The organism is Nocardia sp. BSTN01, assembly GCF_015354405.1.
Classification (GTDB): domain Bacteria; phylum Actinomycetota; class Actinomycetes; order Mycobacteriales; family Mycobacteriaceae; genus Nocardia.
This window is the reverse complement of the sequence record NZ_JADKYP010000021.1, coordinates 76,205-93,401: the sequence shown is the minus strand read 5'-3', so window position 1 is coordinate 93,401 and position 17,197 is coordinate 76,205. Positions and strand designations below refer to the sequence as shown.

General features: G+C 67.7%; 18 protein-coding genes. 4 read left to right on the top strand and 14 right to left on the bottom strand.

Going from position 1 to position 17,197, the window contains the following annotated elements:
• The first annotated feature begins 129 nt into the window (after nt 1-129).
• Nucleotides 130-969: a sugar phosphate isomerase/epimerase gene (locus IRT45_RS18840; protein WP_194807158.1), complete on the top strand. Its 840-nt coding sequence runs from the start codon at nt 130-132 to the stop codon at nt 967-969.
• A gap of 247 nt (nt 970-1,216) precedes the next feature.
• On the opposite strand, the gene IRT45_RS18835 is transcribed toward IRT45_RS18840, so the two are convergent.
• The 7 genes from IRT45_RS18835 to IRT45_RS18805 form a co-directional block, all read right to left on the bottom strand.
• Nucleotides 1,217-2,470 carry a cytochrome P450 gene (locus tag IRT45_RS18835; RefSeq protein WP_194807157.1) on the bottom strand — a complete coding sequence of 418 codons (1,254 nt, stop codon included), beginning with the start codon at nt 2,468-2,470 and terminating at the stop codon, nt 1,217-1,219.
• 13 nt (nt 2,471-2,483) lie between these two features.
• Nucleotides 2,484-3,737: a cytochrome P450 gene (locus IRT45_RS18830; protein ID WP_194807156.1), complete on the bottom strand. Its 1,254-nt coding sequence runs from the start codon at nt 3,735-3,737 to the stop codon at nt 2,484-2,486.
• Between the two features lie 172 nt (nt 3,738-3,909).
• Nucleotides 3,910-4,641, bottom strand: a complete 732-nt coding sequence (locus IRT45_RS18825) for a MerR family transcriptional regulator (RefSeq protein WP_194807155.1) — start codon at nt 4,639-4,641, stop codon at nt 3,910-3,912.
• Nucleotides 4,642-4,669: 28 nt separating this feature from the next.
• Complete coding sequence (locus IRT45_RS18820; protein WP_228534573.1) at nt 4,670-6,091, bottom strand: serine hydrolase; 1,422 nt, start codon at nt 6,089-6,091, stop codon at nt 4,670-4,672.
• A 161-nt stretch (nt 6,092-6,252) separates the two neighbouring features.
• Entirely contained in the window at nt 6,253-6,411 is a 159-nt protein-coding gene (locus IRT45_RS18815; protein WP_194807153.1) for a hypothetical protein, read from the bottom strand.
• Between the two features lie 63 nt (nt 6,412-6,474).
• Nucleotides 6,475-7,032, bottom strand: coding sequence for an NADAR family protein (locus IRT45_RS18810; RefSeq protein ID WP_194807152.1), 558 nt, complete (start codon nt 7,030-7,032; stop codon nt 6,475-6,477).
• A gap of 63 nt (nt 7,033-7,095) precedes the next feature.
• The gene (locus IRT45_RS18805) at nt 7,096-7,290 is read right to left on the bottom strand and encodes a hypothetical protein (protein WP_194807151.1); all 195 of its coding nucleotides are present in this window, start codon (nt 7,288-7,290) and stop codon (nt 7,096-7,098) included.
• Nucleotides 7,291-7,472: 182 nt separating this feature from the next.
• On the opposite strand from IRT45_RS18805, the gene IRT45_RS18800 reads away from it, so the two are divergent.
• On the top strand, nt 7,473-8,333 hold the full coding sequence (locus IRT45_RS18800) for a haloalkane dehalogenase (protein ID WP_194807150.1): 861 nt from the start codon (nt 7,473-7,475) through the stop codon (nt 8,331-8,333).
• Nucleotides 8,334-8,366: 33 nt separating this feature from the next.
• On the opposite strand, the gene IRT45_RS18795 is transcribed toward IRT45_RS18800, so the two are convergent.
• From IRT45_RS18795 to IRT45_RS18780, 4 genes are all read right to left on the bottom strand, one after another.
• Nucleotides 8,367-8,774 carry a hypothetical protein gene (locus IRT45_RS18795; protein WP_194807149.1) on the bottom strand — a complete coding sequence of 136 codons (408 nt, stop codon included), beginning with the start codon at nt 8,772-8,774 and terminating at the stop codon, nt 8,367-8,369.
• Nucleotides 8,775-9,050: 276 nt separating this feature from the next.
• Nucleotides 9,051-9,425 carry a hypothetical protein gene (locus IRT45_RS18790; RefSeq protein ID WP_194807148.1) on the bottom strand — a complete coding sequence of 125 codons (375 nt, stop codon included), beginning with the start codon at nt 9,423-9,425 and terminating at the stop codon, nt 9,051-9,053.
• Nucleotides 9,422-10,534, bottom strand: a complete 1,113-nt coding sequence (locus tag IRT45_RS18785) for a hypothetical protein (RefSeq protein WP_194807147.1) — start codon at nt 10,532-10,534, stop codon at nt 9,422-9,424. The genes IRT45_RS18790 and IRT45_RS18785 overlap by 4 nt, the downstream gene beginning before the upstream one ends.
• A 169-nt stretch (nt 10,535-10,703) precedes the next feature.
• Entirely contained in the window at nt 10,704-11,504 is an 801-nt protein-coding gene (locus IRT45_RS18780; RefSeq protein WP_194807146.1) for a nuclear transport factor 2 family protein, read from the bottom strand.
• Nucleotides 11,505-11,603: 99 nt separating this feature from the next.
• Here IRT45_RS18780 and IRT45_RS18775 point away from each other — a divergent pair, with 99 nt between their 5' ends.
• Both IRT45_RS18775 and IRT45_RS18770 read left to right on the top strand, forming a co-directional pair.
• Nucleotides 11,604-12,473 carry a class I SAM-dependent methyltransferase gene (locus tag IRT45_RS18775; protein WP_228534572.1) on the top strand — a complete coding sequence of 290 codons (870 nt, stop codon included), beginning with the start codon at nt 11,604-11,606 and terminating at the stop codon, nt 12,471-12,473.
• A gap of 136 nt (nt 12,474-12,609) precedes the next feature.
• Nucleotides 12,610-13,557: an NADP-dependent oxidoreductase gene (locus IRT45_RS18770; RefSeq protein ID WP_194807145.1), complete on the top strand. Its 948-nt coding sequence runs from the start codon at nt 12,610-12,612 to the stop codon at nt 13,555-13,557.
• An 8-nt stretch (nt 13,558-13,565) separates the two neighbouring features.
• On the opposite strand, the gene IRT45_RS18765 is transcribed toward IRT45_RS18770, so the two are convergent.
• The 3 genes from IRT45_RS18765 to IRT45_RS18755 form a co-directional block, all read right to left on the bottom strand.
• The gene (locus IRT45_RS18765) at nt 13,566-14,870 is read right to left on the bottom strand and encodes an NtaA/DmoA family FMN-dependent monooxygenase (RefSeq protein WP_194807144.1); all 1,305 of its coding nucleotides are present in this window, start codon (nt 14,868-14,870) and stop codon (nt 13,566-13,568) included.
• A 165-nt stretch (nt 14,871-15,035) separates the two neighbouring features.
• A complete protein-coding gene (locus IRT45_RS18760; protein ID WP_194807143.1) occupies nt 15,036-15,374 on the bottom strand; it encodes a ferredoxin family protein in 339 nt (112 codons plus the stop codon).
• On the bottom strand, nt 15,374-16,969 hold the full coding sequence (locus IRT45_RS18755) for an FAD-dependent oxidoreductase (protein WP_194807142.1): 1,596 nt from the start codon (nt 16,967-16,969) through the stop codon (nt 15,374-15,376). The genes IRT45_RS18760 and IRT45_RS18755 overlap by 1 nt, the downstream gene beginning before the upstream one ends.
• Nucleotides 16,970-17,197: the final 228 nt, after the last annotated feature.

Genomic DNA, 17,197 nt, shown 5'->3' with positions numbered 1-17,197 from the left:
ACCGACGAGTGCCACGCATTCTCGGCGAGGGTTTCGTCGGGTGTGGCCGGGTAGACCGCCAGTGTGGACATCGGCGGACCGGGCGACCGCGAGGCAGTTCGTACGAGCAACTCGCGTGGCGACTACTCGATGACGCTGAGCGATCTCACGCTGCGCAATGCGGATGTGGGTACTCGTTGCGCGGCGGCCGCGGCCGCCGGTTTCACCGGTATCGGGCTCTCGGTCGAGCACTACCGCGCGGCGTTGAAGGACCATTCGACCCCCGCGGATATCTCCGCGGTGGTCACGGAGCACGGTCTCCAGGTGGACGAAGTCGAGTTGGCCGCACACTGGGCGGACCCGGCCGCATATTCCGAGGACGAGCTCGAATCCGACCGCCTCGTGGTGCGAATGGCGGCCGAACTGGGCGCCACCCGAATCCACACGGCCATGTCGCAGCAATTCCCATTCGGCACCCTGGCACGCGGGTTGCGCGAATTGTGCTACCGTGCAGCCGATTCCGGAGCCGTCGTCGCCCTCGAGTACATGCCGTACGCCGCGATCGATTCCGCTACCTCCGCGTGGAAACTGATCGAGGCATCCGGCGCGGACAACGCCGGACTCCTCATCGATGCCTGGCATTGGCAGCGCGCCCACACCGCCGACGAACCGGTTCCCGCTTCGAGCCATTCCGCCGGAGCGGGTGGCGGCGATCCAATTGTGCGACACCCTGCCCGAACCGTTGTCCGACCTTCGCCGCGAGGCGCTGCGTTGTCGCCGGCTGCCCGGTCACGGTGGGCCGCGCTGATTCCGATGCTGCGCCGGCTCGCGCGCCACGGCGTCCGGGCACCGATCGCGGTCGAGGTCGTGTCCGACGAACTGGACGCGCAGGATCCGTACGTCACTGCCCGGCAGGCTTATGCCAGTTCGCGACGCGTTCTGCGGGACTCCGGCTGGCCGGTTTCGTCTCCCCGCAGATCGGTTCGGTGAACGCGCCGGACCGCGAGAACGCACCGCGCCGGCTCCACCCGTTGGGTGTCGTCGGAGGATCGGGTGTCGCGCTCACCGTAGGTCAGGTGATCACACGCCGCGCATATCGGCGAGTCTCCGGAGACCGGCGGGAAGTCCGCAGTGTTCGCTCACCGGCCCGCGCGGCCGCGACCATCGCACAACCCACCTGCGCATCGGAATGGCCCCGTCCCGGCATGGGTCGAGGCCATCTTCCGATCGGCTGCGATCAGGATGTGCGCGCCGTCCGGTGAACCGGGATTTCGCGATGCCCATTGGTGACAATGCTCGGAATCGACCGCAGCTCAGCAGGATCCATCGCCAGTTCCATATCGGGGAACCGCTCGAACAGAGCAGGAAGCGCTATCGTTGCCTCGAGCCGCGCCAGCGGCGCTCCCAGACAATGATGCACCCCGTAGCCGAACGCGAGGTGTTCCTTCGACCGCCGCCCGGCATCGAACACGTCGGCGTTGTCGCCGTGCACTTTTCGATCCCGACCCGCGCCCGCCAAGGACGCGATGATCACGTCACCCCGGTTGATCCGCACACCCGGACGATCGGAATTGCCGGGGATGTCGATGTCCTCCACCGCGAAACGCATCGGCATATGCGCCAGCGGCGCATTCCATCGAAGTCCCTCTTCGATCACCTCGGACCACGGTGTTTGTTCCGCGATGGCCGCCTTCCGTTGTTCGGGATGAGTGAGCAGACCGACGATGCTGTGGTCCAGCAGATTCGCGGTGGTTTCGTGACCGGCCGTGATGATCAGTAGCAGCGTATCGCGCAGTTCCTGTTCATCGAGGCGCGATCCGTCCGCGTCGTCGTGGGCGTTCATCAGCACGGTCGTGAGGTCGTCGCCGGGATTCTCACGCTTGTGCCGTAAGAGTTCTTCCATGAGGACGAACAGCGCGCCGAAATGCGCGCCGACTTCGGCGGGGTCGAGGCTGGTATCGAGAATTCCGTCGGCGTGGATGCGCAGTTGCTCATCCATCCCGGCCGGAACACCCATCAGTTCGCCGATGACACGAATCGGCAACTCGGTGGCGAAACCCGCACGCAGATCGACTATTTCGCCGTCGGCGGCGGCGGACAATTCGTCGAGCAGTTCGGCGACGAACGCTTCGATCCGTGATCGAAGGGCCTGGGTGCGTTTGTTCGTGAACGCCGGCGCCACGAGTTTGCGCAGCCGCTGATGCTGCTCGCCGTAGGTGGTGAGCATATTTCTCGCCGCCACCCACGGAAACATCACCCAGTCGGGCCCGATTTCGCCGTCGAGGAACCGCGGCCAGTGCTGATGTGCATCCTTGGAGACACGCGGATCGGTGAGCAGTTGCCTGAGCACGGCGGCGTCGGTGACCGACCAGGCCGGCACGCCGCCGGGCAGCACCACCTCGGCGACCGGGCCGCGAGCGCGGATGCGGGCCAGCTCGCCCTGGATGTCGGCGGCGCTGGGATCCAGCACCAGCGGCTGCGTATCTGTCATCGGAGACCCTCCATCAGGTGAGACGCATCGGCGGGCATGCGGGAAACACCACCGGCAGGGCTGCCAAGGCGCGGTGAAACTGCCCGGTTCTCCAACTTAGTTGCTGCGCAGGGACTTCCGGGCGAATATCCGGAAGGGCATCGAGCAACAGATCGATCGCCTGCCGCGCTATGGTCTGTGCGAGCGGCTGCGCCGGGCACGAGTGGGGGCCGACTCCCCACGCCAGATGAGACCGGTTTCCCCGGCGGTCACCGCCGACGATGTGCGGGTCGGTGTTGCATGCGGCCAGGCTGACGACGACCGGCTGATCGGCCGGCAACCACACGTCGCCGATGAGTTGCGGCTGTCTCGGATACGTCATGCAGAAATTGGCCAGCGGCGGGTCCGCGAACAGGACCTCGTCGATGGCATCGCGGGTGTCCATGGCACCGCTGAGCACGTTGCCGCCGTACTCCTCGTCGGCCATCAACAGCAGCAGGGTGTTCAGGATCAGATTGCAGGTCGGCTCCGTGCCCGCCGAGAACAGCAACGCGGCCTGGTTCACCATCTCCATGGGGTCCAAGCCCTCCGGGTGGGTCAGCAGTCGCGAGGTGAGATCGTCACCGGGCCGCTCGCGCTTCTGCTCGACCACCGCGAGCAGCGCCTCGATGAACCGCTGCTGACCTTCTTCGGCGCCGACCCCGTCCAGCATCGCGGCCATCCCCTGGTAGGCCGCCGATGCGGCGTCTTCGGGGAAGCCCATCAACTCACTGAGAACCCGAAAGGTCAGTGGGAAGGCGTAATCCATCCGGAGATCGGCGGTGCCGCGCTCGCAGAAGGAGTTGACGAGAGCGTCGGCGGCGCGTGCGACCGCGCCGTGGACCTTGTGCAGATTGACGGTGTCCAGCGCGTCGGTGATCGTGCGCCGGTAACGGGCATGTTCCGCGCCCGCGGTGCGCAGGGCGTTCTGCCGATAGCCGAGCATCGGCGTCACCGGGCAGTCCGGCGGAGCGTTCTTCTCCCATCGGCGCGGGTCGGCGGGAAAGCGGGCCTCGTCGTTCAAAATCTGCAGTGCCGCTTGATATCCGATCACCAGAGTGGCCGGCACCCCGGGCGCCAGCTCGATCGGTACCAGCGGCCCACGGCGGCGCATGGATTCGTAGGCGCGGTGCGGATCCGCCGCGAAGTCGGTGGAATCGAGCCGGATCTGCGGTTCCGCGGAGCGCGCCGGAGAACCGTGGCCGGATGTCCGGCCGCTGTCATGCACCGCGTCTGCGTCGTTCAGCATGCGTCCCCCGCGTGAGATGATGCGTGTCCTGTCCGACGTCCTGCGAGATTGCCTGCCATTCGTTGTATGGGCACGGCGGACACCCTAGCGGAAACCGTTGCACTTCAATGTTTTTGACAAATTAGCCAGCGCTGCAGCTTGTTGCGTGCAGGTAGCTGCGTGGCGAGCGTTACTACTCCACGCTCGGCTCCCGCATCAGCTCGGCGAGCCGGTCCCACGCCGGGGACGACGCGCCGGGCTGCGACTGGACCGCCAGCCGGGCAATGGTCGCGTCGTGATCCGGGACGGCGCTCTCTCCATTATCCCTGCGCGCGAACCACTCTCGCGTCCGCGCCGCCAACTCGGGTAGCCGCGGATCCTCCGGGGAGCACTCGTGGACGGCATCGTAGTCGAGATAGATGGCGCGGAATTCGGAATCTTCGAGCAGTGCGCGCTTTTCGGCGACCCATGCGACGGCCGCAGCGGGCGAGGCGGTCTGCATGAGGATCCAGCCGTCACGTTCCAGCTGGATCTGCCGCTCGCTGACGCCGAGTTCACGCAGTTCGTCGAGGTGATCGGCGACGTCCGCGGACACGTAGAGACGGTCTCCGCCGCGCAATTGGGTGAGTTGTTCCCGGGTTCGCCGCAATTGTTCGATGCGCTGTTCGAGGTCGTGGTCGATTTCGGCGAGGGCCGCCGCGAGGGCGCCGGGGTCGGCGTCGAGCAGTTGCGCGACGCGGGCCAGCGGCACCCCGGCGTGGGCCAACGTCCTGATCTTGACCAGATCGATCGCGTGCTGCGCGGTGTAGCGGCGATAGCCTGAGGCGTCGCGGTCGGGTTCGGCGAGCAGACCGCGCTGGTGATAGTGGCGAACGGCCTTGACGGTCACCCCCGCATAGTCCGCGAGCTGTCCGATCGTGAGCATGGGGACATCCTCGCGCGCGGCGGCTCGGTCACCAACGCCGGGTCAGGCGACCACCGGCGTTGCGGAACCGGGCACGACCGTCGCGAATGTCGTGGTAGGAGACGAGCAGCAATCGCAGATACCCGTCGAAGATTTCCGGCGGATAGCCCGCGGGCGCGAACAGGCCGGGGCGGACCGGTACGTAGCGTTGCGGCGGCGCCGAGGTCGCGCCTCCGGCGAAGGCGGTGAAGATGCGTTCCTGCGTCGGGTCGTCGGGTTCGTAGGTCACGCGCTCCTCGAGCTGTCCCTCGACGACGTGGACATCGACGCGGAGCTGGCCCGACCGGTAGGTGCCGGCGTACGGGGTGAGATCGAACTCCGCATCGAATTCATCGACGAGCGTGGGGATTTCGACGCCCAGATGTTCGGTCAGCAGCCTCCGCAGCAGCCGGTCGTGCAGCACGATCGCACCGGAGGTGTTGCCGAAGGCGGTGAAGACCAGGTCGTATTCGGGGACCACGCACAGAATGGACACCCCGCCCGGTGACGCGCCCGACATCGCCAGCACCGTGGTGTCACCGAACGGATACCGCACCCAGCCGAGTCCCATCGGCGGGACGTTCGGAGTGTGCATATCGTGGGCGACTCGTTGCATCGTCGCCGTCGATTCCGCGGACAGGACCCGGACCCCGGTGGGCGCGACGCCACCGGCGAGGTGAATGCGTCCGAACGCCAGCAGGTCGGCGACCGTGCCGATCGGGGTGCCGCCGGCCGGTCCCCAGGTGTCGGGGAGCATGAACATCCCGGTCGGCTCGACGCTCCCGGTGTCGGGATCGATGAAGTGGCCGACGGCCGTGCTGCGCAGAATCGCTTGTCGCGCAGAAGTACTCGACGTTGTCATCCCGGCCGGGTCGAACAACTCCCGCTGCAGCAGGTCCGAATAGGGCGTTCCGGTGACCACCTCGAGCAGTCGGCCCGCCACGATCATGCCACCGTTGGAGTAGCTGAGCTGCTCGCCGGGTGCGAACAGGGCGCCGCACGTCGCGAGGCCCTCGACGTAGTGTTTCAGCGCGTCGCGGCCCTCGGCGTCGGGGAAGAACAGGTCCGCGTCGATGCCGTTGGTGTGTGAGATCAGGTGCCGGACCAGGATCTTGTCCGCGGCGCCCGGTTCGGCGAGGGCGAATTCCGGCAGGTAGTCCACCACCGGCGCATCGAGTTTCAGCAGTCCGCGTTCGACCTGTTGCAGTACGAGCGTCGTGGTGAGCACCTTGGTGACGGAACCGAAGAGGAAGTCCGTGTCCTCGCGCATCGGGGCGCCGGTGGCGAGATTCGCGGTGCCGTGCGAGACGAGAATCTGTTCGCCCGCGTGATAGACACCGGTGACGTAGCCGGGGACCTTGTCCGTTTCACAGAAGGCGTCCACCTGCGAGCGGATCCGGTCGGCGATGGTGTGCAGTGCGTTGTCGTTCATGTGGACCATCGTCGAACCTTGCCCCTGGGTCAAGGTCAAGCCGCAGACGGAAAATATTTGTTCGACACGCTCACTCCGGCGTTGTCGAGCAGGACATCCATCTCCCACCCAGCGGCCTTGTCACGATCTCCCGGGTCGGTGACGTCCGAGTTTCTCCACCCTCAGCCCACCCCACGCCTGTTCGCCTCCTGCTCGAGCTCCCACACCCGCGCAGAGATCTCGACACCCGCGATCACATCGAAGCCGGTCCGTTCGGCCAGACGGAAGGCGGTATCCCTGCCGAATCCGGCGCCGGCTCCGGTTATCAATGCAGTGGTCATATGTGTCGTGCTGCCGGATCGGGCGGGCTCGAAACCGATGGCCCGGGCGGCTTCGGCGGTCCGTCAGTGCGCGGTCCGGACCGCATCGCGGGCGTCCATCAGGGCGAAGCCCAGCAGATTGAGCCCCTGCCACCGCGCCGGGTCCTCGGCGCGTGGATCGTCGGCGGCCAGGCCGATGCCCCAGATCCGATCCACCGGGCTGGCCTCCACGAGCACTCGATCGCTGGTGCGCACGAGGAATTCGCGAAGGTGTTCGTGCTGGCCGAATTTCGCGGTGCTCGCGGCGACCACGATGGCGTATCGCTCTGCCTCCCAGACTTTTTCGTCGATTCCGGCAACGCGGCGGCCCAGTGTCTTCGCCTCGCGCGGATGTTCGGCTGCCACGACCTGCTCGGCGGTCGCCGTATCCCCGAACAGCGTCGCCTTCCTCCACATCATGTAGTGCTCGGCGGTGCGAAAGGTCAGTTCGCCGACGACGAACTCGGCCGGCCACCACTGGCTCAAACAGCCGGCGCCGATCGCTCCGTCGCGTTGCGGTTGATGCCCCCAGAACGGCAGGTACTGCACCTGTACTCCGGCGGCCAGGAGGTCGATCAGTTCGGGGACACTACGCGCCTGCATTCGGGACAGTCTGCCCGCTGCCTCCGGCGGCCGCACACGAATTACCCTGCGGGCAGGACAGTTTCACGGCATGTGATAGACACATCCGCCCATTCCGAGATAGTCCCGGAATTCACAGATCAGATTGCTCAGCGCATCGGCCGAGCCCGAGGACGAACCCGTGCCGGTCGTATCGGCGGATGCCGACGGTGCGGCGGCCGCGAGCGGCAACACCAGGGCGGCAGCGGTCAATGCGGCGGCGGCGAATCGCTTGCTCATGGGACTTCTCCGTATCGATGAGTGTCAGGGCTGACTGCGGCCCTGTAACACTTCGAAGCGTAAGAAGCCATCGGGGAGTCAGACAGCCCCGAGTTTCCAGGTCTGGTGACTGTGGTGATCCGGGTCGCAGAGCGCACGGCCGGGCGGGCGGCGGGGATAGCCTGGGCCACAGGGAGGGCACCATGATGATCGATTTCGTTCCGGACAAGAGTCTGTACCCGTTCGAGTCGCGCTGGTTCGACTCGTCGGCCGGACGCATGCACTACATCGACGAGGGGTCCGGGCCGACGATCCTGTTCTGCCACGGGTCCCCGACGTGGAGTTTCCTGTATCGCCACATAGTCACCGAACTGCGGGATCGATATCGGTGTGTCGCGGTGGACTATCCCGGGTTCGGATTGTCCGAGCGACCTTCCGATTTCGGATATACCGTCGCCGAACTCACCGCCGTGCTCGGCGAGCTGATCGATCATCTGCGGCTCGACGAGTTCATCGTCATGGGACAGGATTGGGGCGGGCCCATCGGTATCGGGGCGGCGGTCACGAGGGCGGATCGGGTGCGGGGAATCGTGTTGGGTAACACGGTGTTGTGGCCGATCGAGGCAATGGCCAACAAGGCATTCAGCACGATCATGAGCAGCCGTCCGATGCAGCGCCGGATACTCGAGCAGAACTTTCTCATCGAGCGCGTGCTGCTCTCGGAATTGGGGCGCACCCTCACCGCGACGGAAGCCGAGCATTATCGCGCGGTACAACCCACCGCGGCAGCGCGTCGCGGACTTGCGGTGATGCCCGGAGAAATTCGTGCTGCGACCCCACTGCTGGAGCAGCTTTCCCGAGACGTTCGCACGTTTCTCGGGGACAAGCCGACGCTGTTGGTATGGGGGATGCGCGATCCCGTGTTCCGGCCGAAAGCGTGCATCCCGCGCATGCGGGCCGCCTTCCCCGATATCGAAACGGTCGAACTGCCCCACGCACGACACTTCATCCAGGAACACGCGCCTGATGAAATCGCGAGGGCCATCGCCAATCGCTTCCCGTGAGTGGTTCGCGGCAGAGACCCGGGCTTCCAGGCTTTACCGGCGCGCCGTCCGACACTCCGCGCGGCGAACCCGACTGGGCGAAGACCTGCGCGGATGTCGGTCGAACAGCTTATTGTGGACGCCGTCCAGCCCGGCGATAATCGGTAGCCGTTCTGCGGCAAGTCGGCCGACCACTCGAACCTGATGAGACCGTGAAGGTTTCGGAAAGCGTGCGATGAACAGGCGTGCAGTTCTTTCACCGTTCGTCACGATGTCGATCTGCGTGCTGACGATGGGCATCGTCGGGTGCGGCGGTTCGGCCGGCCAGGCGGTCGGCGACAACGAGGCGGTCTCCGATGTGCGGAGTGTCGGGACGGCTTCGCCCGCAGGCACATCGGCTGCGCTGTCGAATATGGCGATGCCCGGCGTGGCGGTGGCCGATGCCCGGTCGTACTTCGCCACATCCGGCGGGATCGACGGTTACTACTTCACCACTCCGGCCGGGCGATGGCAGTGCGCGATCGTCGTCGGCGGTGAACCGCATATGGCCGGATGCCAGCCCGCGACGAGCACCGGCGCGGGGATCGGCGTGAAAGGCGCTCCGACCGTGGAGAGTCACTACTCCCACAAACAGGTCCCGCCCGACACGATCATGATCGAGCGGGGCAGCGACCCCCGCTTCGCGGTACTGGGACAAGCGGTGTTCCGGCAGACGCCGAATGAGGCAAAAGTGTTGCCTTACAACACATCCCTGTCGGCGGATGGCTTCATCTGCACAGCCCGCGACTCGGGTGTGTCGTGCCGAGACGATGCCTCCGGAAAGGGTTTCACCTTCTCCACCGAAGGCTTTGCGATGAACTGAGCCGGCACGCACACCGCCAGGCGGTAGGCGAGCACAGCCGGCACGATGATCAGCAGGGCCACTCGCAGGACGACGACCGCCGCGGTCACAGCCAGATAGCCGAATCCCAGCCCGTCCGGTGAGCCGTAGCCGTGCCGGGCCGAGAGCGCCGCCATCACCGCATACAGGGCGAGATACAGCACGAGCAGGACCAAGGGAATGCGCAGCGGTCGAAGGGCTGCGAGCACCTGCGTGCTGTCGGGACGTTTCATCGCGCGAGCTCCGGACCGGACGTGAGGAAGGCCAGCAGGAGGGCGTTGCCGATCACACCGCCCGTCGCGAAACGCAGACGGTCTCCGCTGCGCACAGGTACGCCGAGGAGATCTGTGGTGCGGAACAGGCGGGTGAAGAGGTCGCGGTGCCCGAACGCGCGGGCCGGCGCGAGAGCGAATCCGGTGGCGGAGACCGAGATTCCGAGAATCACCGGACCGCTGTCCATATCACCGGGGCCGCTGTGGCCGTGACCGTATTCGTGAACAGCGCTGAAGCCGAGCACACTTCGCTCCTGACCGAACACGGCGTTCGCCAACTGGGCGGCGAGGGCGCGGTCGGCGAATCCGGCGAAGTAGGCCGCCAGGCCGGTTCCCGACGCGCGCGGAGCATCGTGGGCACGGCCGTCGACACCCATGCGCTGGATGATCAGACCTGTGCCGCCGTCGATCTGGACGGCACGAACCTGCCGCGCCCAGTGCGCGAGCACCGCGCTGTGGTCGGCACCGGTCGCCCGGCCGTGCACCGCGATCGCGGCGGCGACGGCCGCCACGTCGGTCGGATACGCCTCACCGGGGAAGGTGTCGATCAGCGCGGTCGGCGCGGCGAGTAGTCGCCGTTCGAGGGCGGCGACGATCGCGTCGAGTTCCTCGGCGAGATCGGGTGGAAAGGCCGGGTCGACCAGCCGCGCCATCCCGAGCGCGAGCGCGGAATAGGACAGATAGGCGTGGCCGTGCACGCTGTCGAGATGGGCGAGGCCGTCCTCGCCGTGCCAGGCATCGGTGAATACCGAGCGCATCTGCGGCAGCAGGCTTTTGGTTGCCGCCCGAGTCGCGATCGGAGCGTAGCGCCCCCGCCATTCGGGGTGCGCGAGGACCACCTGCGCGAGGCCCTGGGCCGTCATCTGATGTGCGAGCAGTCCCCACATCCCGTCGAGGGCACCGGATCCCGCGGCACGCTGCCGATCATCGTCGGCTTCGAAGGCCACCAACTCCTCCGCCAGCCCGTGCACCCGTGCCGCATCCCCGCGAAACCACGCGTCGGCCTCGCGACCACACCACCACCGGGGCAGCAGGCACACCACCGAGGCGGCCACCACGAGCCCGGCCACGACGGCGATCGCACGGCGCAATCTGATGCTCGCAACTCCGGGCCGATCGGACTCCCCTGGGCCCGAGGGTGATTCCATACCTCACCGTACCCGGCCATCGAGGCGCCCCCTCCGCCCGCGAGCCACCCGAGCAGTCAGTCGTCGGCGAACACGACCGCGGCGAACCGGTTCAGTCCTCGGCGACGAAGCCGCGCAGTGTGACCACCCGCCGGCCGTCGACCTCCAGTTCCGCGATCCCTCGTTCGGTCGGGGTGCGCACACTGACGGTCACGAATCGGCCCGCCGCGATCGTTTTGCCGACCTCGAGTCCGCGCACCCGCTTGACGAATTCGGCATGGCCCACATCGGAACCGGCCGGCCATTCCACGACCGCGCGTGGGCTGAGCACCGCGCGCACACCGGCGACGTCGCCGCGACCGGCCGCTTCCAGCAATCCGGTGGCGGCGCGTTTGCCTGCCGCGCCGACCCGGATGAAACCGCGGCTGAAACCCACAGCACCACCGATGCCTTGGTTTCCGAGCAGCTGCGGCGCGAGTTTCGTGGCCGCGCTGAGCCCGCGCCCGCCGGCGGCGAGCAGTTGGCCGACCATCACCGGCAGTTCCCAGTGCGCGTAGAGGCGGGCGATCTTCCAATCGCCGCCGACGGGTGTCAGGTCGTAGCGCAGGTGCATCGGCACGCGCAGCGTCACACCGGTGGACATGGTGGGGGCGAGAGCGAGATCACGGAAGACCGTCGCACCGCGCACGACGTCGTGGTCGCCGTGGAAGACGATGTGGTTGGGGCCGATGAAAGTGTCGTAGAAGCGTTCGATCGCCTGTCGGCCGAGGTGCGGGCGCGAGCCGACCGGATCCTCGACCCGGCCGTCGGGCGCGAACAGATTCACCCAGGCCGCACGATCGTGCACCGCGACCGCCTGCGGGGATCGTTCCACCGTGGCGAGCAGTTGGGCCGCCGACGCGTTCGCGGACATCGTTCCTCCAGACTCTCGACTACCCCCAATCTATAACGTGTTCCAGTTTCATACGGGGTAACCAGCGACCCCCGGCAAGTGCGCGTGACGGATCTCGCGATGATCACGCCGCGCCCCGGGCGTACGGTGACCGGTATGCAGGTCGGGCAACCCAGCAGAACCGCAATGGCCACCGCGCAGGCACGGGCCCATCACCAGCTCGCCGACGAACCGCGGATCTTCACCGATCCGCTGGCGGTGCGGATCGTCGGCGGTGAGGAAGCGGCTCGCGACAATCCCTTCGACCAGGGGGTGGATCCGGAACTGGCGCGGCGCCGCCGGCTCTTCCTCGCCACACGCAGTCGCTTCGCCGACGACGCCGTCGCGGAGGCGGTCGCCGGCGGAACCCGCCAGGTGGTCGTACTCGGCGCGGGTATGGATACCGCCGCCTACCGCAATCCTCATGCGGATGTGCGATTTTTCGAGGTCGACCACCCCGACACACAGGCGTGGAAGCGAAATCGGTTGTCCGAAGCGGGAATCGAGGTCCCCCACTCGATGACCTTCGCTCCGGTGGACTTCCACCGCGACAATCTCGCCGACGCGCTGGCACAGGCGGGACTGGATCGCACCCGCAGCGCGGTGTACGTGTGGCTCGGCGTGGTGGTCTACCTCGAACACGACGCCATCGCCGCGACGATGCGCTACATCGCCCGCCAGGGCGGCGGTGCGGTCCTGGTGTTCGATTACTCCTATCCGCCCGACGCGGGTCAGCAGGCCCGCGGGAAACGCGTTGCGGCCGTGGGTGAACCGTGGGTGAGCTTCTTCACCGAAGAGCAGATGCGGGGCGAACTGGAGTCGGCCGGATTCACCGACATCGAGGACCACTCCGGGATCGCGCTGGTGCGGTCCTATACCGAGATCCCCGCCGACGGACCGGCGCTCCCGGGCCCGCATCTCGTTCGCGCGAGAACCGCCGCGAACGGCTGAGTAGACCGAAGGTTCTCGACACCGGCTGCGGTGCTGCGCGCGCACCGGCGACCACCATCTTCGCAACCCCTGGAACAAATCTCCGGCAGACGGCGGTTGCCCCGGGAAATAGCAGACCGCGAACTCGGGAGGTGCGATGCTGGCGATCGGATTCGAGGAGCCGGGTGGTCCGGAGGTACTGCGACCGGTCGAGGTGCCCGAACCGCACGCCGGTGCCGGGGAAGTGCGGATCCGGGTGGCGGCCGCGGCCGTGAACCCCTCCGACACCGTGACCCGGTCCGGTATGGCGCACGATCGCTACCGGGAGGTGACGCCACCGTACGTCCCCGGGTGGGACGCCGCGGGAATCGTCGACGAGGCCGACCCCGAAACCGGCTGGCGCAGTGGCGACCGGGTCGTCGCGATCACGCTCCCGGTACTCGCCGGGGGCGGTGCCTATGCGGAAAAGATCGTGGTACCCGCGGGTCAGGTGGCGCGACTGCCCGAGGGAAGCGACTTCGTTTCCGCCGCAACGCTTCCGATGAACGGCCTCACCGCCTGGTTCGCCCTGGACGCCCTCGACCCGCGCGCAGGTCGCACGATCGCGGTGACGGGGGCGGCCGGTGCGGTCGGCGGTTATGTGATCCAGCTGGCGAAGACACGCGGCTACACCGTGATCGCCGACGCGAAGCCGGCAGATGAACAGCTGGTCCGCGACTTCGGCGCCGATATCGTCCTGCCGCGCGGCGAGGACCTCGCCTCCCGCATCCGCGCCCACGCTCCCGACGGCGTGGACGCGCTGATCGATACCGCGCTACAAGGCGATGCGGTGCTCGCGGCGGTGCGCGACGGCGGTGCGTTCGTCATCCTGCGGCCCGCGGCCCTGGGTGGGGGAGCCACGCCGGAGCGCGGCATTTCGGTCCACCTCGTGATGGTCGCCGACCATCTGGACGAACCGCATGCGCTGAGCGAATTGAGCCGCCTCGCCGCCGAGGGCGCTCTCACCCTGCGTGTGGCCCGGACCTTCCCCGCCGACCGAGCCGCACAAGCGCACGAGCTGCTCGAAGCCGGTGGTGTCCGAGGGCGGATCGTCCTCGAATTCTGAAGAGCGCGTTACTCGTTCCGCGGCGGCAACGCAGGGAGTTCGAGGTTGTCGCGGAAGGTCTCGCCCACGTAGTCGGTGCCGACGATGCCGCGGCGGCGAAGTTCGGGGAGCAGGCCCTCGAGCAGGAAGTCGCGGTTGCGTGGGTCGTCGAGGCCGCCGAGACCGATCACGTCCAGGACGCCGGCGTCGTAGCGTTCCTCGATCGCGTCGGCGAGTTGTCCGGGAGTGCCGGCGGCGGCCCAGTGGCCGGTGTCCTTGGCGGCGATGATCAACTCACGCAACGTTTTTCCGGATCGGGCCAGCGCGGTGAAGATCTCCACGCGGCCGCGGCGGCGGTTCGCCGCGTGCACATCGGGCAGCAGCGAGTCCGGGATCGGCCGGTCCAGCGGCAGTTCGGACAGGTCGATCTCGCCGCCGAGCATATCGGCCAGCGCATGGCGGCCCGCCTCGAAATCGGTGGCCTCGGCACGTTCACGAACCAGCCGCCGCGCTTCCTCCTCGGTGGCGCCGTAGGTGGTGTGCAGTGAGCTGAAGATGTACGGCAATCCGTCGGCGCGGCCCAATTCCGCTGCGCGCGTGCGGATCTTCTTCGTGTAGGTGAGCGCGTCGTCGAGCGTCGCCAGTGAGGTGAACACCACCTCGGCGAACCGGGCGCCCAATTCCACGCCGCCCTCGGATTGCCCGGCCTGGAACTGCACGGGGCGTCGCTGCGGCAGCGGCGGAATGTTCAGCGGCCCGCGCACGGTGAAATAGCGTCCGGCATAGTCGATCGGACGGACCCGCTCGGCATCCAGGACCGCGCCGCCGTGACCGTCCGGCCTGAGCGCGCCCGGCTGCCAGCTGTCGAACAGCGCGTTCGCGACTTCGAGGACTTCGGTCGCGCGGGCGTAGCGTTCCTCCGGACTCGGCAGGTCTCCGGCACCGTAGTTCTCCTCGCCCAGAGAAGAGGTCACCGCATTCCACGCGGCGCGCCCGTTGCTGATGTGGTCGAGCGTCCCGAACAGTCGCGCCAGATTGTACGGATGGTGGAAAGTCGTTGTGACCGTGGCAATCAGGCCCACACGGCGGGTCACCGCGCTGAGGGCGGACAGGAAGATCAGCGGTTCCTGCGCCCCGATGGCGCCCTGCGCGCCGAAACTCAGCAGGTCCGCCGCGAACAAGGCGTCGAAGCGGTGCTCCTCGGCGAGTTTCGCGACACCCAGCGCATCGTCGAGCGTCGAGCGCCGCGGATCGATCGCGGCATCGTAGATTTTCGGCGAACCACTGACCCCGGTCACGATCTTCAGCGGCCGGCGTCGCGCACTGCTACCCATCCCCCGACGGTATCGATAGCCGCCCTCGTCGCCACCGGTTGCATTCAGCCGGATCCTTTCGCTCGGATCAGGAATTGTATTGTGAGCCAGATTGTTTCATTCCGATTGTTCCTGCGCCGCGCCCGAGATCGTCGTGCACAGCGTGGAACGGACCGTCTGCACGGCTCACGCTCCCGAGGGCCGCGGCGCCGGGCCGGGCGGAAGTTCCGGCCCCACCGCTGTGAGACTGCCCGGCCGGCGTCCCTTTCCCCAGCCGATTTCACGCCGATACGCGCCGATGTGCTCGCGCGGGACCGCCTGTTGCGGCGGCAGCGGCGTGGATTGCGGGTCCACGTACAGCGCGTCGGTCGGGCAGTACGCCTCACACATGAAGCAGGTCTGGCAGTCGGATTGCCGTGCGATGACCGGGATTCCGTCGCCACCGCGGTCGAAGACGTTCGTCGGGCAGACGTCGACGCATTTGTCGCAGGCGATGCAGGCCGGGGCGTGAACCAGTTCGATCATCAGGCCACCGCCGCGACCGCGGGAGCATCTGCCGACCGCAGCGCCGCCGCCACCGTCCACACCTCGTCGAGCCCGCCGCTGAGGATGTGGTGGTGCTGTGCGGGATCCAGTTCCGGATGGTCGGCGCGCTTGCTCATACCGCGAGATTCGGTGCGCGCCAGCGCCGATCGGTACATCAGCCGCCCGACCGCGGTGATCGCGGCGGCCTCGCGCGCCCGCACTCGGTCGGCGCCGGTGGCCCGCAGCCCCGCGGCCGCCTCCGTCCACACCGTGTCCAGAGCGGCCAATGCCGGTCGGACCCGCTCGCCGTGGCGCAGATAGTTCTTCTCCACCGGCAGCAGTTCGGCGCGTGCCGCGGCGAGCACCTCGTCCGCGCCGACGCGTCCGGACCCGGTGGGCCGCAGCCCAGTCCGCCCGGCCCGCGTCAAACCAGCCGGACGAACACCGCGGCGCGCGAATCGCGCCGCACCCCGTCCCGCCCAGCTACCCGACGACATCGCCCATGCCGCATTGTGGCTGCCGCCGCCGGTGAATCCGCCGCAGATGCGTTCGCGGGTGGCCGCGTCGCCCGCGGCATACAGTCCGCTCACCGAGGTCGCGCACTCGTCGCTGACCACCTCGATCCCGCCGGTGCCGCGCACCGTGCCCTCGGCCAGCAGATCCACCTCGAAACGCTGGGTGAACGGGTCGATGCCGCGGCGATCGAATTGCAGGAAGAAGTTCGGCTGTCCGCGCCGCATCTGCTCCTGCGTGGTCCGATCCGCGCGGTCCAGTTGCGCGAAGACCCTCTCCTGCAACAGGGTTCGCGCGATGACCGAACGTCCCTGCACCGATCCGGCGCCCTCGAGAATGCTGCCGTCCTCGTGGAAGAAGGTGGCGTAGCGGTAATAGGCGGTCTTGGTGACGGTCGAGCCCTTCGCGGCGATGCCATAGGCGTTGGAGAATTCCATTCCGGAGAAGCGTGCGCCCACCTCGGCGGCCATGAGTGTGCCGTCACCGGTGTCGACGTTGGTGCCGAGCGCGCGCGAGAGGAAGGCGCAGCCGCCGGTGGCCAGCACCACCGCACCGGCGTGCACGCGGTAGTCGCGGTGCTCGCGCAGCAGATAGCCGGCCGCGCCGCGGACCGTACCGTCTCGGTCGACCAGGAGTTCCAGGGCCGGGGCGTGGTCGACGATCCGCACGCCCAGCCGCTGCACCCACGCCCGCATCCGGCGCATGTATTCCGGGCCTTGCACGCCCGTGCGAATCGCGTTGCCGGTGCGCGGGTCGACCGGGAACGGGTAGCGGCCCTCCTCGGCCAGTCGGTGCATATTCGCGTAGGTCTGGTCGAGCACTCGGTCCATCCAGTGGTGGTCGGCGAGGAAGCCGCCCAACTCCTCGCGACTGGCCTTGGCCGCCGCGCGGGCCGCCGGATCCGGCGCCACGTACCACACCCCTGTCCCCGCGGGTGCGGTGGCGCCGCTGGTGCCGCAGTACCCCTTGTCGACCAGCACCACCTCGGCCCCGGCCTCGCGGGCGTGGATCGCGGCCCAACAGGCGGCCGGTCCACCACCGATCACCAGCACATCGGCATCGATCTGCCATGCCTCGCTCATCGCCGTACTCCTTCGAAAACGGGGCCGAAAACCGTCGCCGGACACATGCCCGACAGAAATACTCGCCCGCGCCCCGGCGGCGGAGAATCCTTACGATCAGCAGGATTCTGTGCTGAAGTAGCAGGCACCGCCGGAATTCGAATCACACCCCGCACTAACCGTTTACGCGACCGCACCCGTTTGGTTGACTGCCGTCGCCCGGTCCGCAGACCGGGTTCATCGCGACGA